The organism is Parvibaculum sp. (genome assembly GCF_039973015.1).
Classification (GTDB): Bacteria; Pseudomonadota; Alphaproteobacteria; order Parvibaculales; family Parvibaculaceae; genus Parvibaculum.
Window position 1 is genome coordinate 1 of sequence record NZ_JBDWLT010000006.1, and the last position, 16,764, is coordinate 16,764.

29 protein-coding genes and 1 pseudogene are annotated in these 16,764 nt (G+C 61.6%); 29 read left to right on the plus strand and 1 reads right to left on the minus strand.

The annotated features are described in order from the left end of the window. The 29 genes and pseudogenes from tuf to ABJO61_RS04355 all read left to right on the plus strand — a co-directional run. Positions 1–141, plus strand: a pseudogene (gene tuf, locus ABJO61_RS04215) (elongation factor Tu); the annotation flags it as partial. A gap of 82 nt (positions 142–223) precedes the next feature. Next, positions 224–532 (plus strand): 30S ribosomal protein S10, encoded by a 309-nt coding sequence (rpsJ, locus tag ABJO61_RS04220; RefSeq protein ID WP_012111657.1) that lies wholly within the window; start codon positions 224–226, stop codon positions 530–532. Between the two features lie 34 nt (positions 533–566). Next, entirely contained in the window at positions 567–1,325 is a 759-nt protein-coding gene (gene rplC / locus ABJO61_RS04225) for a 50S ribosomal protein L3 (RefSeq protein WP_348323694.1), read from the plus strand. Beyond that, positions 1,325–1,945, plus strand: coding sequence for a 50S ribosomal protein L4 (gene rplD, locus ABJO61_RS04230; RefSeq protein WP_348323696.1), 621 nt, complete (start codon positions 1,325–1,327; stop codon positions 1,943–1,945). The genes rplC and rplD overlap by 1 nt, the downstream gene beginning before the upstream one ends. Beyond that, positions 1,942–2,232, plus strand: a complete 291-nt coding sequence (locus tag ABJO61_RS04235) for a 50S ribosomal protein L23 (protein ID WP_293332339.1) — start codon at positions 1,942–1,944, stop codon at positions 2,230–2,232. The genes rplD and ABJO61_RS04235 overlap by 4 nt, the downstream gene beginning before the upstream one ends. 55 nt (positions 2,233–2,287) lie before the next feature. Next, positions 2,288–3,127: a 50S ribosomal protein L2 gene (gene rplB, locus ABJO61_RS04240; protein WP_348323698.1), complete on the plus strand. Its 840-nt coding sequence runs from the start codon at positions 2,288–2,290 to the stop codon at positions 3,125–3,127. Between the two features lie 11 nt (positions 3,128–3,138). Then, a complete protein-coding gene (gene rpsS, locus ABJO61_RS04245; protein ID WP_348323700.1) occupies positions 3,139–3,417 on the plus strand; it encodes a 30S ribosomal protein S19 in 279 nt (92 codons plus the stop codon). A 3-nt stretch (positions 3,418–3,420) separates the two neighbouring features. After that, complete coding sequence (gene rplV, locus ABJO61_RS04250; protein ID WP_348323702.1) at positions 3,421–3,801, plus strand: 50S ribosomal protein L22; 381 nt, start codon at positions 3,421–3,423, stop codon at positions 3,799–3,801. Beyond that, the gene (gene rpsC, locus ABJO61_RS04255) at positions 3,801–4,514 is read left to right on the plus strand and encodes a 30S ribosomal protein S3 (protein WP_348323704.1); all 714 of its coding nucleotides are present in this window, start codon (positions 3,801–3,803) and stop codon (positions 4,512–4,514) included. The genes rplV and rpsC overlap by 1 nt, the downstream gene beginning before the upstream one ends. A 33-nt stretch (positions 4,515–4,547) precedes the next feature. Further along, entirely contained in the window at positions 4,548–4,967 is a 420-nt protein-coding gene (rplP, locus tag ABJO61_RS04260) for a 50S ribosomal protein L16 (RefSeq protein WP_293332324.1), read from the plus strand. 48 nt (positions 4,968–5,015) lie between these two features. Continuing rightward, positions 5,016–5,219, plus strand: a complete 204-nt coding sequence (gene rpmC / locus ABJO61_RS04265) for a 50S ribosomal protein L29 (RefSeq protein WP_293332321.1) — start codon at positions 5,016–5,018, stop codon at positions 5,217–5,219. Positions 5,220–5,229: 10 nt separating this feature from the next. Next, positions 5,230–5,466 carry a 30S ribosomal protein S17 gene (gene rpsQ, locus ABJO61_RS04270; RefSeq protein ID WP_348323707.1) on the plus strand — a complete coding sequence of 79 codons (237 nt, stop codon included), beginning with the start codon at positions 5,230–5,232 and terminating at the stop codon, positions 5,464–5,466. A gap of 45 nt (positions 5,467–5,511) precedes the next feature. Next, entirely contained in the window at positions 5,512–5,880 is a 369-nt protein-coding gene (gene rplN / locus ABJO61_RS04275) for a 50S ribosomal protein L14 (protein ID WP_012111668.1), read from the plus strand. Further along, positions 5,880–6,197: a 50S ribosomal protein L24 gene (rplX, locus tag ABJO61_RS04280; protein ID WP_293332313.1), complete on the plus strand. Its 318-nt coding sequence runs from the start codon at positions 5,880–5,882 to the stop codon at positions 6,195–6,197. The genes rplN and rplX overlap by 1 nt, the downstream gene beginning before the upstream one ends. Beyond that, positions 6,190–6,747, plus strand: coding sequence for a 50S ribosomal protein L5 (gene rplE, locus ABJO61_RS04285; protein ID WP_348323710.1), 558 nt, complete (start codon positions 6,190–6,192; stop codon positions 6,745–6,747). The genes rplX and rplE overlap by 8 nt, the downstream gene beginning before the upstream one ends. Before the next feature lie 42 nt (positions 6,748–6,789). Continuing rightward, a complete protein-coding gene (gene rpsN / locus ABJO61_RS04290) occupies positions 6,790–7,095 on the plus strand; it encodes a 30S ribosomal protein S14 (RefSeq protein WP_348323712.1) in 306 nt (101 codons plus the stop codon). Positions 7,096–7,106: 11 nt separating this feature from the next. Next, positions 7,107–7,505, plus strand: coding sequence for a 30S ribosomal protein S8 (gene rpsH / locus ABJO61_RS04295; RefSeq protein WP_348323714.1), 399 nt, complete (start codon positions 7,107–7,109; stop codon positions 7,503–7,505). A gap of 43 nt (positions 7,506–7,548) precedes the next feature. After that, positions 7,549–8,082: a 50S ribosomal protein L6 gene (gene rplF / locus ABJO61_RS04300; RefSeq protein WP_348323716.1), complete on the plus strand. Its 534-nt coding sequence runs from the start codon at positions 7,549–7,551 to the stop codon at positions 8,080–8,082. Between the two features lie 13 nt (positions 8,083–8,095). Further along, positions 8,096–8,452: a 50S ribosomal protein L18 gene (gene rplR, locus ABJO61_RS04305; protein WP_348323718.1), complete on the plus strand. Its 357-nt coding sequence runs from the start codon at positions 8,096–8,098 to the stop codon at positions 8,450–8,452. Positions 8,453–8,464: 12 nt separating this feature from the next. Beyond that, on the plus strand, positions 8,465–9,019 hold the full coding sequence (gene rpsE / locus ABJO61_RS04310; protein WP_348323720.1) for a 30S ribosomal protein S5: 555 nt from the start codon (positions 8,465–8,467) through the stop codon (positions 9,017–9,019). A gap of 17 nt (positions 9,020–9,036) precedes the next feature. Beyond that, positions 9,037–9,240, plus strand: a complete 204-nt coding sequence (gene rpmD / locus ABJO61_RS04315; protein ID WP_293332293.1) for a 50S ribosomal protein L30 — start codon at positions 9,037–9,039, stop codon at positions 9,238–9,240. A gap of 41 nt (positions 9,241–9,281) precedes the next feature. Further along, positions 9,282–9,764: a 50S ribosomal protein L15 gene (gene rplO, locus ABJO61_RS04320; RefSeq protein ID WP_348323722.1), complete on the plus strand. Its 483-nt coding sequence runs from the start codon at positions 9,282–9,284 to the stop codon at positions 9,762–9,764. A gap of 45 nt (positions 9,765–9,809) precedes the next feature. Beyond that, a complete protein-coding gene (secY, locus tag ABJO61_RS04325) occupies positions 9,810–11,141 on the plus strand; it encodes a preprotein translocase subunit SecY (protein WP_348323724.1) in 1,332 nt (443 codons plus the stop codon). Beyond that, on the plus strand, positions 11,138–11,710 hold the full coding sequence (locus ABJO61_RS04330; RefSeq protein WP_348323726.1) for an adenylate kinase: 573 nt from the start codon (positions 11,138–11,140) through the stop codon (positions 11,708–11,710). Before secY ends, ABJO61_RS04330 begins: the two co-directional genes overlap by 4 nt. Before the next feature lie 196 nt (positions 11,711–11,906). Then, complete coding sequence (rpsM, locus tag ABJO61_RS04335) at positions 11,907–12,275, plus strand: 30S ribosomal protein S13 (RefSeq protein WP_293332281.1); 369 nt, start codon at positions 11,907–11,909, stop codon at positions 12,273–12,275. Positions 12,276–12,343: 68 nt separating this feature from the next. After that, entirely contained in the window at positions 12,344–12,733 is a 390-nt protein-coding gene (gene rpsK / locus ABJO61_RS04340) for a 30S ribosomal protein S11 (RefSeq protein WP_293332278.1), read from the plus strand. Between the two features lie 154 nt (positions 12,734–12,887). Beyond that, on the plus strand, positions 12,888–13,904 hold the full coding sequence (locus tag ABJO61_RS04345) for a DNA-directed RNA polymerase subunit alpha (protein ID WP_348323782.1): 1,017 nt from the start codon (positions 12,888–12,890) through the stop codon (positions 13,902–13,904). 109 nt (positions 13,905–14,013) lie between these two features. Further along, positions 14,014–14,433: a 50S ribosomal protein L17 gene (gene rplQ, locus ABJO61_RS04350; RefSeq protein ID WP_348323729.1), complete on the plus strand. Its 420-nt coding sequence runs from the start codon at positions 14,014–14,016 to the stop codon at positions 14,431–14,433. Between the two features lie 271 nt (positions 14,434–14,704). Then, the gene (locus tag ABJO61_RS04355; RefSeq protein WP_348323731.1) at positions 14,705–16,117 is read left to right on the plus strand and encodes a DegQ family serine endoprotease; all 1,413 of its coding nucleotides are present in this window, start codon (positions 14,705–14,707) and stop codon (positions 16,115–16,117) included. A gap of 9 nt (positions 16,118–16,126) precedes the next feature. Here ABJO61_RS04355 and bfr read toward each other — a convergent pair whose 3' ends face one another. Beyond that, positions 16,127–16,609, minus strand: a complete 483-nt coding sequence (bfr, locus tag ABJO61_RS04360; protein WP_348323733.1) for a bacterioferritin — start codon at positions 16,607–16,609, stop codon at positions 16,127–16,129. Between the last annotated feature and the right edge of the window lie 155 nt (positions 16,610–16,764).

Genomic DNA, 16,764 nt, shown 5'->3' on the forward strand with positions numbered 1-16,764 from the left:
GAAATGGTGATGCCGGGCGACAACGTGAAGATGAACGTGACGCTGATCGCGCCGATCGCGATGGAAGAGAAGCTGCGCTTCGCCATCCGTGAAGGCGGTCGTACCGTCGGCGCCGGCGTCGTCTCGAAGGTGTTGAAGTAATCAAGTGTTCGGGGCGCGGAGCATCCGCGCCCCGGCGTTGTAAAGCCGCGAAAGCGCAAGGCCGATAGGCTGAGGAACGAAAATGCAAAGGCAGAAAATTCGCATCCGGTTGAAAGGCTTCGATCACCGCGTGCTCGATGTTTCGACCCGCGAGATCGTCAATACGGCGAAGCGCACGGGTGCTCAGGTGCTCGGTCCGATCCCGCTTCCGACCCGGCTTGAGAAGTTCACCGTGCTGCGTGGCCCGCATATCGACAAGAAGAGCCGCGAGCAGTTTGAAATTCGGACACACAAGCGTGTGCTCGACATCGTAGACCCCACTCCCCAGACGGTGGACGCGCTGATGAAGCTCGATCTCGCTGCGGGTGTGGATGTCGAGATCAAGCTCTAAGCCTGATCGTCGATCAAAACGAGGAATGGGACCCATGCGTTCCGGAGTGATTGTCAAAAAGGTCGGTATGACCCGTCTCTTCATGGAAGACGGTCGTCACGTACCTGTCACGGTGCTGAAGCTGGACAACTGTCAGGTTGTCAGTCAGCGCACGGATGAGAAAAACGGCTATACGGCGGTTCAGCTTGGCGCGGGTCGCGCCAAGGCGAAGAACGTGCCGAACGCCCAGCGTGGTCAGTTCGCGCGTGCGTCGGTAGAGCCGAAGCTTGAGCTCGTCGAGTTCCGCGTCAGCGCGGATAACCTGCTTGATGTGGGTGTCGAGATAACGGCGGACCATTTCGTGGCCGGCCAGCATGTCGACGTCTCTGGCACATCGATCGGTAAGGGCTTTGCCGGTGTCATGAAGCGCCACAACTTTGGTGGTCTTCGCGCATCGCACGGCGTTTCGGTCAGCCATCGTAGCCACGGCTCGACGGGTCAGAACCAGGATCCGGGCAAGGTCTTCAAAGGCAAGAAGATGGCCGGTCACATGGGCGCCTCGCGCGTCACCACGCAGAACCTCGAAGTCGTCCGTACGGACGTCGAAAAGGGCCTGATCATGGTGAAGGGTGCGGTGCCGGGGTCCAAGGGCGGCTGGGTGCTTGTGCGCGATGCCGTGAAGACCGCACTGCCGGACAGCGTTCCGATGCCCGGCGCGTTCCGCCGCAATGGCGAAGCTGCTGCCGCTCCGGTCGAGGCCGCGCCCGCCGAGGCGCCTGCTGAAGAAGCCGAAGCTCCGAAGGAAGGTGCGTGATGAAGATCGACGTTCAAACGCTTGAAGCCAAGAAGGCCGGCACCGTCGATCTGACGGATGAAGTCTTCGCGCTTGAGCCGCGTCAGGACATCCTTCACCGGATGGTCGCCTGGCAACTCGCGAAGCGTCAGGCCGGAACGCACAAGACGAAGGGCCGCTCCGAAATTTCGCTCACGGGCAAGAAGTTCGTGAAGCAGAAGGGCTCTGGCGGCGCCCGTCATGGCGACCGCAAGGCGCCGCAGTTCCGCGGCGGCGGCAAGGCTTTCGGTCCGGTTGTTCGCAGCCATGCGTTCGATCTGCCGAAGAAGGTTCGCGCGCTTGCGCTGCGGCATGCGCTCTCGTCGAAGGCGAAGAGCGACAACCTGATCGTTCTCGACGAGGCGAAGTTCGCCGAGCCGAAGACAAAGGTTGCGAAGGAAGCCTTCGCGAAGCTCGGTCTTACTTCGGTGCTGGTTATCGATGGCGCCGAGCTCGATCAGAACTTCGCTCTGGCGGCGCGTAATCTGCCGAAGGTCGATGTGCTGCCGGTGCAGGGCATCAACGTGTACGACATTCTGCGGCATGAGAAGCTTGTGCTTACCAAGGCCGCACTTGAAAGCCTGGAGGCTCGCTTCAAATGAACGAGCGTTATTACGACATCATCGTGTCGCCCGTGATTACCGAAAAGGCGACCATGGCTTCGGAAGCGAACCAGGTCATCTTCAAGGTGGCGGCGGATGCAACGAAGCCGCAGGTCAAGGAAGCGATTGAGAAGCTCTTCGAAGTGAAGGTGAAGGCGGTCAATACGCTGAACCGGAAGGGCAAGACGAAGCGGTTTCGCGGTATCGCGGGGCGGCAGAGCGATTTCAAGAAGGCGATCGTTACCCTCGAAGAGGGCCATTCGATCGACGTGACGACTGGACTTTAAGTCCTGGACTTCAAGTGGGGCTTTCTGAAGCCTGCAAAGTGAGAAGCCTGGAACGATGGCACTGAAAAAGTACAAACCGACAAGCCCCGCACAGCGCGGCCTCGTGCTCGTCGACCGCTCGGGCCTTTACAAGGGCAAGCCGGTCAAGAGCCTGACCGAAGGACTGTCGAAGTCCGGCGGCCGCAACAATCATGGCCGTATCACGGTCCGGTTCCGGGGCGGCGGTCACAAGCGCAGCTATCGCATGATCGACTTCAAGCGCTCCAAGGCGGATATGTCCGCCACGGTCGAGCGTCTTGAATACGATCCGAACCGCACGGCGTTCATCGCCCTCATCAAGTATGAGGACGGCGAGCTGTCCTACATCCTGGCGCCGCAGCGTCTTGCCGCTGGCGACAAGGTTGTCTCGGGCGCCCGTGTGGACGTGAAGCCTGGCAATGCGATGCCGCTCGCGAATATTCCGGTCGGTACGATCGTGCACAATGTCGAGATGAAGCCGGGCAAGGGCGGTCAGATCGCACGTTCCGCGGGTGCCTATGTGCAGCTCGTCGGTCGCGATCAGGGTTACGCGCTTCTCCGTCTCTCGTCCGGCGAACAGCGCATGGTCCCGGGTACCTGCATGGCGACAATCGGCGCCGTCTCAAACCCCGACCATTCGAACATCACCATCGCCAAGGCCGGCCGTAATCGCTGGCTCGGCAAGCGCCCGCATGTTCGCGGCGTCGTGATGAACCCGGTCGACCATCCGCATGGCGGCGGCGAAGGCCGCACCTCGGGCGGCCGCCACCCGGTTACACCGTGGGGCAAGCCGACCAAGGGCAAGAAGACACGCGCCAACAAGGCAACCGACAAGTACATCGTCCGTAGCCGTCACCAGAAGAAGAAGAAGGGTTAAGGGAGCTCGATATGGCACGTTCTCTCAAAAAGGGTCCCTTCGTGGACGGCTACCTTCTGAAGAAGGCGGATGCGTCGCGCTCGTCGGCCCGTAAGGAAGTCATCAAGACGTGGAGCCGTCGCTCCACGATCCTGCCGCAGTTCGTGGGCCTGACGTTCGGTGTCCACAATGGCAAGAAGCATGTTCCGGTGCTCGTGACCGAAGACATGGTGGGCCACAAGTTCGGCGAGTTCTCGCCGACGCGGACCTACTACGGTCACACCGCCGACAAGAAAGCGAAGAAGGGCTAAATCATGGGCAAAGCTGCTACCAAGCGTCGCCTGCCCGATAACGAGGCGCAGGCTGTCGGCCGGATGCTCCGGGTGAGCCCGCAGAAGCTCAACCTCGTCGCGCAGCTCATTCGCGGCAAGAAGGTCGACACGGCGATTGCCGACCTGACCTTCTCGCGCAAGCGGATCGCGGACGATGTGAAGAAGGTTCTTCAGAGCGCCATCGCGAACGCAGAGAACAACCACGACCTCGATGTCGACGACCTCGTCGTCGCAGAGGCCTATGTGGGCAAGAACCTGGTCATGAAGCGCTGGCATGCGCGGGCTCGCGGTCGCGTTGGCCGCATCCAGAAGCCCTTCAGCCAGATCACCATCGTTGTGCGGCAAGTCGAGGAGCAAGCCTGATGGGTCACAAGGTAAATCCGATCGGTCTGCGGCTCGGCATCAACCGCACTTGGGATTCGCGCTGGTTCGCGGGCCGTCATGAATACGGTCAGCTCCTTCACGAGGACATCAAGATCCGCGAACTGCTCTCCGAGCAGCTGAAGCAGGCCGGCGTGTCCAAGATCGTGATCGAACGTCCGCACAAGAAGTGCCGCGTGACGATCCACACAGCCCGTCCGGGCGTGGTGATCGGCAAGAAGGGTGCGGATATCGAGAAACTGCGCCGCGACATCGGCAAGATCACCTCTTCGGAAGTGCATCTGAACATCGTCGAAGTGCGCAAGCCTGAGATCGACGCGACGCTTGTCGCCGAGAACATTGCGCAGCAGCTGGAGCGCCGCGTGGCGTTCCGCCGGGCGATGAAGCGGGCAGTGCAGTCGGCCATGCGTCTCGGGGCCGGCGGCATCCGCATCAACTGCGCGGGCCGTCTCGGCGGTGCCGAAATCGCGCGCACGGAATGGTATCGCGAGGGCCGGGTGCCGCTGCACACGCTTCGCGCCGATATCGACTACGGCGTAGCCACGGCGAAGACCGCCTATGGCACATGCGGCGTGAAGGTCTGGATCTACAAGGGCGAGATCCTCGAGCACGATCCGATGGCTTCCGAGCGCCGTGCGCTGGAAGGCAGCGGTGAAGGCGGCGGTGGCCGTCAGCGTCGCGAAGATCGCGGCTGAACGGCAGAGAATTGAGCGAAGAGAGTTTCGACAATGTTGCAACCGAAGCGCACTAAGTTCCGCAAGGCTCACAAGGGCCGTATCCATGGCAAGGCCAAGGGCGGAATGAATCTCGACTTTGGGGCTTTCGGCCTCAAGGCGCAGGAACCGGCCCGTATCACGGCCCGGCAGATCGAGGCGGCGCGCCGCGCGATCACCCGTCACATGAAGCGTGCGGGCCGCGTGTGGATCCGGGTGTTCCCGGATGTGCCGGTTTCCTCGAAGCCGACCGAAGTCCGCATGGGTAAGGGCAAGGGCGCGCCGGAATACTGGGCGGCGCGCGTGAAGCCGGGCCGCATCATGTTCGAGATTGACGGCGTTCCGCATGCCATCGCCGAAGAGGCGCTGCGGCTTGGTGCGGCGAAGCTTCCGATCAAGACGCGTTTCGTTTCGCGTCCCGGCGAGCACGCCTGAGGATCAAGACCCCGCCTTCTTCTGGCGGACGAATGAAAGGGTAAGGCCATGAAGGCCAACGAAGTACGAGATATGACGCCGGATCAGCTCCAGGACGAGCTGCTGAAGCTCAAGAAGACGCAGTTCAACCTGCGCTTCCAGGGTGCGAGCGGCCAGCTCGAGAAGGTTCACCAGATGCGCCAGGTGCGTCGTGATATTGCGCGGGTCAAGACGATCCAGCGCCAGCGCACCGCCGAAGCGAACAAGGGCTGAGGACACTAAAATGCCGAAGAGAATCCTTCAGGGTGTCGTGGTCAGCGACAAGAACGAAAAGACGGTGGTCGTGAACGTCGAGCGCCGCTTCAAAGATCCGCTGCTCAAGAAGATTGTGCGCCGGTCCAAGAAGTATCACGCGCATGACGAGAACCGGAGCGCGAAGATTGGCGATATCGTCAAGATTCGTGAGTGCGCACCGATCTCGAAGCTGAAGAAGTGGGAAGTTTTTACGGACGAGGCCTGATCCCTTTCGGATTAAGGAACCGGTTCGAGCAAGGCGGATGAAGTCATGATCCAGCAAGAGACCAACCTGGAGGTAGCCGATAACTCGGGTGCGCGTCGTGTGATGTGCATCAAGGTTCTCGGTGGCTCCAAGCGGAAGTACGCTTCCGTCGGCGACATTATTGTCGTCAGCATCAAGGAAGCGATCCCGCGCGGCAAGGTGAAGAAGGGCGACGTCATGAAGGCGGTCGTCGTTCGCACGGCGAAGGATATCCGTCGCGCCGATGGCAGCGTCATCCGCTTCGACCGCAACGCGGCGGTTCTGATCAACAATCAGGGCGAGCCGATCGGTACACGTATCTTCGGCCCGGTGACCCGCGAACTTCGCGCGAAGAACCACATGAAGATCGTATCGCTTGCGCCGGAGGTGCTGTGATGGCTGCGAAGATCAAAAAGGGCGACAAGGTCGTCGTTTTGGCCGGTAAGGACAAGGGCAAGAAGGGCGACGTGGTTGCCGTCTTCCCGAAAGAGAGCAAGGCGCTCGTTCAGGGCGTCAACATGGTGAAGCGGCACGAGAAGCCTTCGCAGACTGCGGCGGGCGGCATCTCCACCCGCGAAGCGAAGGTGCATCTGTCGAATCTCGCGATCCAGGATCCGAAGACCGGCAAGCCGACGCGAGTTGGATTCAAGACGCTGGACGATGGCCGCAAGGTTCGCGTGGCCCGGGCGTCGGGAGAGATGATCGATGGCTGAAGCTCAATATACGCCACGGATGAAGGAGCAGTACCTCGCGCAGGTACGCCCCGAACTCACCGAGAAGTTCGGCTACAAGAACCTGCTCCAGGTGCCGCGGCTCGAGAAGATCGTGATCAACATGGGTGTTGGCGAGGCTGTTGCCGACTCCAAGAAGATCAAGAGTGCTTTCGAGGATCTGCAGGCGATTTCCGGCCAGAAGCCGGTTGTCACCAAGGCGAAGACCTCGATTGCGACGTTCAAGCTGCGTGAAGGCATGCCGGTCGGTGTGAAGGTCACGTTGCGCGAAGACCGGATGTACGAGTTCCTCGACCGTCTGGTCACGGTCGCGCTGCCGCGCGTTCGAGATTTCCGCGGGCTCAATGCGAAGAGCTTCGACGGCCGCGGCAATTTTGCCATGGGTCTCAAGGAGCACATCGTGTTCCCGGAAATCGACTACGACAAGGTCGACCAGGTCTGGGGCATGGACATCATCGTCTGCACGACGGCGAAGACGGACGACGAGGCGCGTGAGCTGCTTCGCCGGTTCAACTTCCCCTTCACGAAGTGATTTTTTCAGCGGTCCGCACGACGCGGACGCACGGAGGTTAAAATGGCTAAGAAGAGCGCCATTAATCGGGACCTGAAGCGGCGGAAGCTGACGGCGAAGTACGCCGAGAAGCGTGCCAAGCTCAAGGCTGCCACGAAGGACGAGTCGCTCTCGATGGAAGAGCGCTTCCAGGCGCAGCTGAAGCTCGCAGAGCTGCCGCGGAATTCGTCGAAGACACGTATTCACAATCGCTGCGAGATTACCGGCCGTAGCAAGGCTTATTACCGCAAGCTGCGCATGTCGCGTATCGCCCTTCGGGACCTCGCGTCCAGGGGTCAGATTCCCGGCATGGTAAAGTCGAGCTGGTAGGAGAGACGCGAATGACGATGACCGATCCTCTTGGCGATATGCTCACGCGCATCCGCAATGCTCAGCTTCGCGGCAAAGGCAAGGTGGTAACGCCTGCCTCGAAGCTGCGTGGCTGGGTGCTGGACGTGCTCGCCGACGAAGGCTTCATCCGGGGCTATTCGCGCGTCGAATACCCGGGCGGAAAGAGCGATTTCGAGATCGAATTGAAGTACAACGAAGGCGCACCCGTCATTCAGATGATCGAGCGCGTGTCGACGCCGGGCCGCCGGGTTTATTCGTCCGTCAAGACGATGCCCACGGTTCACAATGGCCTCGGCATTTCGATCCTCTCGACGCCGAAGGGCATCATGTCCGATGCGGCGGCGAAGGAACAGAATGTGGGTGGCGAGGTGCTCTGTCGCGTCTTCTAAAGACGGGACGGCAACGAGATACTGACGACAGGAAAAAGAGACCATGTCGCGAATTGGTAAGTACCCCATCGAAGTCCCCAAAGGGGTGACGGTGACGCTGAGCGGCCAGGATGTTGCCGTGAAGGGCCCGAAGGGCGAGCTCAAGCTTACGCTGGTTGACGATGTCACGGTGGAGCAGGGCGAGGCCGGACTGAAGGTTGCTCCGCGTGAGGACACGCAGCGCGCTCGCGCGATGTGGGGCCTCAGCCGTACGCTGGTGAAGAACCTCGTGGACGGTGTCACGGACGGCTTTACGAAGACGCTTGAAATCAACGGCGTCGGTTATCGTGCGGCCATCCAGGGAAAGAACCTTCAGCTGAACCTTGGTTTCAGCCACGAAGTGCTCTATCCGATCCCGGAAGGCATCGATATCAAGTGCACGAAGCCGACCGAAGTCGTGATCAGCGGCATCGACAAGCAGAAAGTCGGGCAGGTCGCCGCCGAAATTCGCGGCTATCGCGGTCCCGAGCCCTATAAGGGCAAGGGCGTGAAATACGCCGGCGAGTATATCTTCCGCAAGGAAGGCAAGAAGAAGTGAGCGGATGCAGGTCATGAGCAACACGAAGTCACTCTCCAATCGCCGGGCCCAGCGCACACGCGCAAAGCTGGCCCGTGCGTCGGCGGTCCGTCCGCGTCTGTCGGTCTTCCGGTCGTCCAAGCACATCTATGCGCAGGTGATCGACGATTCACGCGGCGTCACGGTCGCGGCCGCCTCTTCGATCGAGGAGGCGCTCAAGTCGAAGACAGGCGCCAATACGGAAGCCGCGGCACAGGTGGGCAAGCTCCTCGCCGAGCGTGCGAAGGAAGCGGGCATCACCGATGTCGTCTTCGATCGTGGCGGTTACATCTATCATGGGCGCATCAAAGCGCTCGCCGACGGCGCCCGCGAAGGCGGTCTCAACTTCTAAAGGATTTTGGCTGTGGCACGTAAAGACAACAGAGACCGGGAAGAGCGCGATAGCGAATTTGTGGACAAGCTGGTTCACATCAATCGCGTTGCCAAGGTCGTGAAGGGCGGTCGCCGCTTCGGCTTCGCCGCGCTCGTGGTCGTAGGCGATCAGAAGGGCCGCGTCGGCTTCGGTCATGGCAAGGCACGCGAAGTGCCGGAAGCGATCCGCAAGGCGACGGAAGCCGCCAAGCGTTCGATGGTCCGGGTGCCGCTGCGCGAAGGCCGCACGCTGCATCACGACGTCGACGGCCGCCACGGTGCGGGCCGCGTCGTACTCCGCGCTGCGCCTCCCGGCACCGGCGTCATCGCCGGCGGCCCGATGCGCGCCGTGTTCGAGACGCTCGGCGTTCAGGACGTGGTTGCGAAGTCGCTTGGTTCGTCGAACCCCTACAACATGGTGCGCGCGACTTTCGACGCGCTTAAGAATGAGCAGAGCCCGCGTATGGTCGCGGCGCGCCGGGGCAAGAAAGTCAGCGAGATCGTTGGCCGCCGTTCGGACGCCGCTGCCGAGGCCGGCCTCGAGTAAGGCGAGAGGAACGAGCGATGTCAGCGAAAAAGTCCGGCAGCAAGACGGTGACCGTGCAGCAGATCGCCAGCCCCCTGCGGCGTGAGCCGTCGCAGCGGCAGACGCTGGTCGGGCTTGGCCTGAACAAGATGCGCCGTACGCGCACCTTGGAGGACACGCCCGCCGTGCGCGGCATGATCAACAAGGTGGCTCACCTCGTCCGCGTCGTGGACGAGGCCTGAACCCCATTATCGACTGAGCATCAGGCTCGCGAGGCAAAGTTATGAAACTGAACGAAATCCGGGATAACGAAGGCGCGCGCAAGTCGCGCATCCGCGTCGGACGCGGTATCGGCTCCGGCAAGGGCAAGACCGGCGGCCGTGGCGTCAAGGGTCAGAAGTCCCGTACCGGCGTCGCGATCAAGGGGTATGAAGGCGGCCAGATGCCGATCCACATGCGCCTGCCGAAGCGCGGCTTCAAGAACCTTTTCCGTCTCGACTACAACACCGTGAACATCGGCCGCGTCCAGACGGCGATCGACGCGGGCAAGCTCGACAAGGGCGCGAAGGTCGATGCGGCGGCACTCATCGCGGCCGGCGTCATTCGCCGCGCGAAGGATGGTGTGCGTCTTCTCGGGCAGGGCGAGCTCAAGGCGAAGCTGGACTTCGTCGTCGCGGGTTGCTCCGCCGGCGCGAAGGAAGCCGTCGAGAAAGCCGGCGGTACCGTGACTGTGGTTGAGCCGAAGGCAAAGGCCGCGGCCGAGTAATCTTCGTCACGGGACTTAATCCCCTGCGCGCTCAAGGTGAGATGAATGGCATCAGCGGCTGAACAGCTTGCGGCGAACCTCAACTTCTCTGCCTTTTCCAAGGCAACGGAGCTGAAGAATCGCATCTGGTTCACTCTGGGTGCGCTTCTCGTCTATCGCCTGGGCACCTATATCCCGCTGCCGGGTATCGATCCCACGGCTCTTGCGCAGGTCTTCCAGCAGCAGCAGTCGGGTATTCTCGGCGTCTTCGACATGTTCGCAGGCGGCGCAGTCGGCCGTATGGCGATTTTCGCGCTTGCGATCATGCCCTACATTTCGGCCTCGATCATTATTCAGCTGATGACGAGCGTGTCGCCCCATCTTGCCCAGCTCAAGAAAGAAGGCGAGCAGGGCCGCAAGCAGATCAACCAGTATACGCGCTACGGTACGGTGGTTCTTGCGACGCTGCAGGCTTACGGTATCGCTGTCGGCCTCGAAGGGGCGGGCAATGTCGTGCTCGATCCGGGCATCTTCTTCCGCGCCACCACGGTTATCACGCTGGTTGGCGGCACGGTTTTCCTGATGTGGCTCGGCGAGCAGATCACGTCGCGCGGCGTCGGTAACGGTATTTCGCTGATCATTTTTTCGGGCATTGTCGCCGAGCTGCCGCGTGCGCTCGCCGGTACGCTCGAACTTGGCCGTCAGGGCGCTCTTTCGACCGCCGTCATTCTCTTCCTTGCCGTCATGGTCATTGCGGTGATCATGGGGATCGTGTTCGTGGAGCGCGCCCAGCGCCGTCTCCTCGTGCAATATCCCAAGCGCCAGGTCGGCAACAAGCTCTATGGCGGCGACAGCTCGCATCTGCCGCTGAAGCTGAACACGGCCGGCGTCATTCCGCCGATCTTCGCCTCGTCGCTTCTGCTGCTGCCGATCACGATTGCAAATTTCACGTCGGGGCAGGGGCCGGACTGGCTCAATACCGTCACGGCGCTGCTCGGCCACGGCCAGCCGCTCTACATGGCGTTCTATGCCGCGGGCATCATTTTCTTCGCCTTCTTCTACACGGCCATTGTTTTCAATCCGCAGGACACGGCCGACAATCTGAAGAAGTATGGTGGCTTCATTCCGGGCATCCGTCCGGGCCAGAGGACCGCCGAACATATCGACTATGTGCTGACCCGGCTGACGGTCGTCGGCGCTCTCTATCTCACCATCGTTTGCCTGCTGCCGGAGATCCTTATCTCGCAATACAGCGTGCCCTTCTATTTCGGCGGTACTTCGCTCCTCATCGTGGTGAGCGTGACGATGGATACGGTGTCGCAGGTGCAGAGTCATCTGCTGGCGCACCAGTATGAAGGGCTGATCAAGAAATCGAAGCTGCGCGGGGCCAAACGATGAAACTGATACTTCTCGGACCGCCCGGCGCCGGCAAAGGCACCCAGGCCAAGCGTCTGGAGGACAAATACGGCTTCATCCAGCTTTCGACGGGCGACATGTTGCGCGCCGCCGTCGCAGCCGGAACCGAGGTCGGCAAGGTTGCCGAAGGCATCATGGCGCGCGGCGAGCTCGTTCCGAACGAGGTGGTCGTCGGGATCATCTCGGACCGCATCGAGCAGCCGGATGTCGCCAAGGGCTATATCCTGGACGGCTTCCCCCGGAACGTCGCCCAGGCCGAAGCGCTGGACGAGATGCTGAAGGGCAAGGGTACGGAACTCGATGCCGTTGTAGAACTCGCGGTCGATGACAGCATTCTTCTGAGCCGCATCGAGGGACGCGCCGCCGAAACGGCTGGCGGCGCCCGGGCGGATGACAATGCGGAGGCGCTCGCGAAGCGCCTTACGGTCTATCATGAGCAGACGGCGCCCCTGATCGCCTATTACAAGGGCAAGGGCAAGCTCAAGGCCGTGGACGGCATGACGGATATGGATGAGGTAACCCGCCAGATCGAGGCGGCCCTCGGGCTTTAATAAGGAAAGGGGAGTTTGCTTAGCCGGTTGACTGGGAAGTAGTAAATTCTATAATCCCGGCCTTCGCGGCGGTGCTTTCATGGAATTGTCCGGTTATGGGCCGAAAATTGGCGGATTTCCGCGGTTTTCGGGTGGTCCCATCCGGGGTTTTCGTACAGGTGCCGTGTAAGCGATTCCCGAAGTTTAGGAGAGACACGTGGCTCGTATCGCTGGCGTCAATATCCCGACCAACAAGCGGGTGGTCATTGCACTGACCTATATCCACGGCATTGGCGACACCAAGGCCCGTGAAATCTGTGGTTCTGTCGGCGTTCCCGCCGAGCGCCGGGTCAATGAACTGACCGACGCCGAGGTCATTCAGATCCGCGAAACGATCGACCGCGACTATCTCGTCGAGGGCGATCTGCGCCGCGACGTCGCGATGAACATCAAGCGGCTGATGGATCTCGGCTGCTATCGCGGTCTGCGTCACCGCAAGGGCCTGCCGGTTCGCGGCCAGCGCACCCACACCAATGCGCGCACGCGCAAGGGCCCGGCGAAGGCGATCGCAGGCAAGAAGAAATAACGCCCTTAGGACATTGAGAGCCGGGGCGCGGTTTCGCGTTTCCCGCCTGACACGAAGGTTGAATACGGATGGCGAAGGAAAAGACGCGCGTCAAGCGCAAGGAACGCAAGAACATCTCGTCGGGCGTCGCCCACGTGAGTTCCACGTTCAACAACACCATGATCACGATCACGGACGCGCAGGGCAATGCGATTTCGTGGTCGTCGGCGGGCATGATGGGTTTCAAGGGCAGCCGCAAGTCGACGCCCTTCGCCGCGCAGATGGCGGCGGAAGATGCGGGCAAGAAGGCCATGGAACACGGCATGCGCACCCTTGAAGTCGAGGTTTGCGGTCCGGGTTCGGGCCGCGAGTCGGCGCTTCGCGCGCTGCAGTCGGTGGGTTTCACCGTCACGACCATTCGCGACGTGACGCCGATCCCGCACAATGGCTGCCGTCCGCCCAAGCGGCGCCGCGTCTAGCGACCGGTATCCGGCTGGCGCCTCCCAGGAGGTGCGGCCACGTCCGGGCTCGCACGATTGAATGGTGGAGCGGACGTTAAAGAGATCAGGTGGCGGATGTCTCCCGCCCGGAGTGCCGCAAGCACTCCGCAAACGACGGCACGAGGTTATCGACGTGATCCAGAAGAACTGGGAAGAGCTTATCAAACCGAACAAGCTCGAAATCAATTCGGGCCATGACGCGCAGCGTTTCGCGACGGTTGTCGCCGAACCGCTCGAGCGCGGCTTCGGCCTCACACTCGGCAACGCGCTTCGCCGCGTGCTGATGTCCTCGCTCCAGGGCGCGGCCGTGACCGCCGTCCAGATCGACGGCGTGCTGCATGAGTTCTCCTCCATCGCGGGTGTCCGCGAGGATGTGACGGATATCATCCTCAACATCAAGAACCTCGCGCTGCGTCTGCATGCCGAGGGCCCGAAGCGCATGTCGCTTTCGAAGAAGGGGCCGGGCGTCGTGACGGCCGGCGACATCACCGCTGGCAGCGACATCGAAGTGCTGAACCCCGAGCTGGTGATCTGCACCCTCGACGAGGGCGCCGATATCCGCATGGAATTCACCGTCGCGCTCGGCAAGGGCTATGTCGCCTCCGACCGCAACCGCCCGGAAGATGCGCCGATCGGACTTATCCCGATCGACAGCCTCTACAGCCCGGTGAAGCGCGTTTCCTACAAGGTCGAAAACACCCGTGAGGGCCAGGTTCTCGACTATGACAAGCTCGCGCTGCAGATCGAGACGAACGGCGCCGTGACGCCGGAAGATGCGGTGGCTTATGCCGCGCGCATCCTGCAGGACCAGCTCCAGACCTTCGTGAACTTCGAAGAGCCTGAACAGAAGCATGTCGAGGAGAGCCGCCCGGAACTCGAGTTCAACGCGGCGCTGCTCAAGAAGGTCGACGAACTGGAACTTTCCGTCCGTTCGGCCAACTGCCTCAAGAACGACAATATCGTTTACATCGGCGACCTGATCCAGAAGACGGAAAGCGAAATGCTCCGCACTCCGAACTTCGGGCGCAAGTCGCTGAACGAGATCAAGGAAGTCCTCGCTCAGATGGGCCTCCATCTCGGTATGGAAGTCCCGAACTGGCCGCCGGAGAACATCGAAGAACTGGCGAAGCGGTACGAAGATCAGTACTAATGCATTTTCCGGTTGGGCGGCGTTCGGCTAACCGGAAAAATGCGACGTCCAAAGTAAGTAATTTATTGCCGCGTCCTGACGACGCCGCAGCTAACGAGGAGAAGGGCCCATGCGCCACGCAAATGCAGGCCGCAAGCTCAACCGGACCGCAAGTCACCGCAAGGCCATGTTCGCCAACATGGCGGTCGCGCTCATCAAGCATGAGCAGATCGTCACGACGCTGCCGAAGGCGAAGGAGCTTCGTCCCTATGTGGAGAAGCTCATTACGCTCGGCAAGCGGGGCGACCTGCATGCGCGCCGTCAGGCCTATGCGGCGTTGCCGGACAAGGTCTGGGCCGCCAAGCTCTTCGACGTGCTTGGCCCCCGCTATCAGGAACGTCAGGGTGGTTACATCCGCGTCCTGAAGGCCGGCTTTCGTCATGGCGACAATGCGCCGATGGCCGTGATCGAGTTTGTCGATCGCGACGAGAGCGCGAAGGGCCAGGACTCCGGTCCGGTCTTCTCCGCAGAGGAAGCGGAAGACGCCTGATCTTCGCGTCTCCTCCAGAGATTCAAGGGCGGTGCCTTGCGGGTGCCGCCCTTTTTCTTTGTGCGCCCTCTCGCTTCCTCCCGCACTCCATGACGGGATCGTAACGCGCGGGAGCGCATTTGAGCCTTGTCAGGCCGTGTCCGTCCCCGCAAAATTTACCCGCGGCATGTGGTTTGTTGGGGCTTTTAGAGGCCGAATGCCCGTCCTCTCCGGGGCGAGCTCAATGGTGGTGGAAATGTTGTCGGGAACTTCCTGGACGGGCGCATTCACAATGGCGCTCGCAGCCGTGCTGTTCGGCGCGGTGCTTGCCTTCTTTCCCTGGTCCGTGCGCGCGGAAGCGGCGAAGCAGGTGCCCTCCAGCCATGCGCAAGTCGAGCTTTCCTATGCGCCGGTGGTGAAGCGCGTCGCGCCCGCCGTCGTCAATGTCTATACGAAGCGCGTGGTGAAGGAGAGCGCCCGCTCGCCCTTCTTCAACGATCCCTTCTTCCAGCAGTTCTTCGGCAATCGCTTCAGCTTCGGCGTGCCGCGCGAGCGGGTGCAGCAGTCGCTGGGGTCCGGCGTCATCGTCGACCCCTCCGGGCTCATCGTCACCAATTTCCATGTCATCAAGGGCGGCGAGCAGTTCACCGTCGCGCTTTCCGACCGGCGCGAGTTCGAGGCGGAGCTTGTTCTTGCCGATGAGCGCACGGACCTTGCCGTGCTTCGCATCGACAATGGCAAGCAGAAGCTTCCTCATCTCACCTTCCGAAATTCCGATGCCGTCGAGGTGGGCGACATCGTGCTCGCCATCGGCAACCCCTTCGGCGTCGGGCAGACGGTGACGTCGGGCATCATCTCGGCGCTTGCGCGCACGCATGTCGGCGCATCCGACTACCAGTTCTTCATCCAGACGGACGCCGCCATCAATCCGGGCAATTCCGGCGGCGCGCTGGTGACGATGGATGGCCGTCTCATCGGCATCAACAGCGCCATCTTCTCGCAGACGGGCGGCAGCATCGGCATCGGCTTCGCGATCCCTTCCAACATGGTCGAAAGCGTCGTCGCCAGTGCGCGTGATGGCGGCCGTGTGAAGCGGCCCTGGTTCGGCGCCGCGCTCCAGCCCGTCGATAACGAGCTGGCGCAGTCGCTCGGGCTCGACCGGCCGGGCGGCAGCCTCATTCGCGACATCTATAAAGGCGGCCCGGCGGCGAAGGCGGGGCTGGAGGTCGGCGATGTCATTCGCGCCGTGGACGGTTTCGAGGTCGAGGATCCGCAGGCCGTTCGCTACCGCTTCGCGACCAAGGGGCTTGGCGGCAAGGCGCGGATTTCCTATCTGCGGAACGGCAAGACGGGTCAGGCGGAAGTGGCGCTCGTGGTGCCGCCGGAAGTTCCGCCTGCGGATGAAACGGAAATCGAGGGCCGCAACCCCTTCGCGGGCGCAACCGTCGCCAATCTCTCGCCCGCCATTGCCGACAAGCTCGGCCTCGATGCGATGGGCGGGGAGGGCGTCGTCATCTCGCAGGTCGAGCCCGGCTCGGCCGCAGACCAGATCCAGTTTCAGCGCGGCGACATCGTGGTCGAAGTCGCAGGCGTGAAGATCGGGGAGGTGTCCGATCTCGTGAAGGTCACGGCCACGCGCCGCCCCCAATGGGACTTCTCGGTGAAGCGCGGCGAGCGCGTCTTCTCCGCGACGGTGGGCGGGTAGGGGGCGGTCTTACGACCCTTCCTCTTCGCCCATCTGCGACTGGAGATAGTTTTGAAGGCCGACCGTCTTCACCAGATCGAGCTGCGTCTCGAGGAAGTCGATATGCTCTTCCTCGTCCTCCAGAATGCGCTCGAAGATTTCACGGCTGATGTAGTCGCGCGCCTGCTCGCAATAGCCGATGGCCTCCTTGTAGAAGGCATGGCCCGCATATTCGAGCTTCAGGTCGCATTCCATGCATTCGACTGGCGTCTCGCCGATCAGCAGCTTGTCGAGGTCTTGCAGGTTGGGCAGGCCCTCAAGGAAGAGGATGCGCTCGATCAGCTTGTCGGCATGTTTCATCTCGTCGATCGATTCGTGATACTCGACCTCGCCGAGACGCTTCAGCCCCCAGTTCCTGAACATGCGCGCATGCAGGAAATACTGATTGATGGCGGTCAGCTCCATCTTCAGGGCCTTGTTCAGATATTCGATGACCTTGGCGTCGCCGCGCATGTTTGACCTCGTTTTGCCGACTCGTTTGAGAAAGAGTAGGCCGAAGGCGCGCGGGGTCAAACTCGCATTTCAGAAAAATGCAGTAAAAACAATCAGTTGCGAATGCTTTTGAGAGTATTTCTCGGCTAAGAGCGTTTCCAGGCGAAGTGCCTCCT

What these genes read in the sequence shown, in the direction of transcription:
- rpsJ (WP_012111657.1), top strand. Translation starts at nt 224, where the DNA reads ATGCAAAGGCAGAAAATTCGCATCCGGTTGAAAGGCTTCGATCACCGC.
- rplC (WP_348323694.1), top strand. Translation starts at nt 567, where the DNA reads ATGCGTTCCGGAGTGATTGTCAAAAAGGTCGGTATGACCCGTCTCTTC.
- rplD (WP_348323696.1), top strand. Translation starts at nt 1,325, where the DNA reads ATGAAGATCGACGTTCAAACGCTTGAAGCCAAGAAGGCCGGCACCGTC.
- ABJO61_RS04235 (WP_293332339.1), top strand. Translation starts at nt 1,942, where the DNA reads ATGAACGAGCGTTATTACGACATCATCGTGTCGCCCGTGATTACCGAA.
- rplB (WP_348323698.1), top strand. Translation starts at nt 2,288, where the DNA reads ATGGCACTGAAAAAGTACAAACCGACAAGCCCCGCACAGCGCGGCCTC.
- rpsS (WP_348323700.1), top strand. Translation starts at nt 3,139, where the DNA reads ATGGCACGTTCTCTCAAAAAGGGTCCCTTCGTGGACGGCTACCTTCTG.
- rplV (WP_348323702.1), top strand. Translation starts at nt 3,421, where the DNA reads ATGGGCAAAGCTGCTACCAAGCGTCGCCTGCCCGATAACGAGGCGCAG.
- rpsC (WP_348323704.1), top strand. Translation starts at nt 3,801, where the DNA reads ATGGGTCACAAGGTAAATCCGATCGGTCTGCGGCTCGGCATCAACCGC.
- rplP (WP_293332324.1), top strand. Translation starts at nt 4,548, where the DNA reads ATGTTGCAACCGAAGCGCACTAAGTTCCGCAAGGCTCACAAGGGCCGT.
- rpmC (WP_293332321.1), top strand. Translation starts at nt 5,016, where the DNA reads ATGAAGGCCAACGAAGTACGAGATATGACGCCGGATCAGCTCCAGGAC.
- rpsQ (WP_348323707.1), top strand. Translation starts at nt 5,230, where the DNA reads ATGCCGAAGAGAATCCTTCAGGGTGTCGTGGTCAGCGACAAGAACGAA.
- rplN (WP_012111668.1), top strand. Translation starts at nt 5,512, where the DNA reads ATGATCCAGCAAGAGACCAACCTGGAGGTAGCCGATAACTCGGGTGCG.
- rplX (WP_293332313.1), top strand. Translation starts at nt 5,880, where the DNA reads ATGGCTGCGAAGATCAAAAAGGGCGACAAGGTCGTCGTTTTGGCCGGT.
- rplE (WP_348323710.1), top strand. Translation starts at nt 6,190, where the DNA reads ATGGCTGAAGCTCAATATACGCCACGGATGAAGGAGCAGTACCTCGCG.
- rpsN (WP_348323712.1), top strand. Translation starts at nt 6,790, where the DNA reads ATGGCTAAGAAGAGCGCCATTAATCGGGACCTGAAGCGGCGGAAGCTG.
- rpsH (WP_348323714.1), top strand. Translation starts at nt 7,107, where the DNA reads ATGACGATGACCGATCCTCTTGGCGATATGCTCACGCGCATCCGCAAT.
- rplF (WP_348323716.1), top strand. Translation starts at nt 7,549, where the DNA reads ATGTCGCGAATTGGTAAGTACCCCATCGAAGTCCCCAAAGGGGTGACG.
- rplR (WP_348323718.1), top strand. Translation starts at nt 8,096, where the DNA reads ATGAGCAACACGAAGTCACTCTCCAATCGCCGGGCCCAGCGCACACGC.
- rpmD (WP_293332293.1), top strand. Translation starts at nt 9,037, where the DNA reads ATGTCAGCGAAAAAGTCCGGCAGCAAGACGGTGACCGTGCAGCAGATC.
- rplO (WP_348323722.1), top strand. Translation starts at nt 9,282, where the DNA reads ATGAAACTGAACGAAATCCGGGATAACGAAGGCGCGCGCAAGTCGCGC.
- secY (WP_348323724.1), top strand. Translation starts at nt 9,810, where the DNA reads ATGGCATCAGCGGCTGAACAGCTTGCGGCGAACCTCAACTTCTCTGCC.
- ABJO61_RS04330 (WP_348323726.1), top strand. Translation starts at nt 11,138, where the DNA reads ATGAAACTGATACTTCTCGGACCGCCCGGCGCCGGCAAAGGCACCCAG.
- rpsK (WP_293332278.1), top strand. Translation starts at nt 12,344, where the DNA reads ATGGCGAAGGAAAAGACGCGCGTCAAGCGCAAGGAACGCAAGAACATC.
- rplQ (WP_348323729.1), top strand. Translation starts at nt 14,014, where the DNA reads ATGCGCCACGCAAATGCAGGCCGCAAGCTCAACCGGACCGCAAGTCAC.
- ABJO61_RS04355 (WP_348323731.1), top strand. Translation starts at nt 14,705, where the DNA reads ATGGCGCTCGCAGCCGTGCTGTTCGGCGCGGTGCTTGCCTTCTTTCCC.
- bfr (WP_348323733.1), bottom strand. Translation starts at nt 16,609, where the DNA reads ATGCGCGGCGACGCCAAGGTCATCGAATATCTGAACAAGGCCCTGAAG.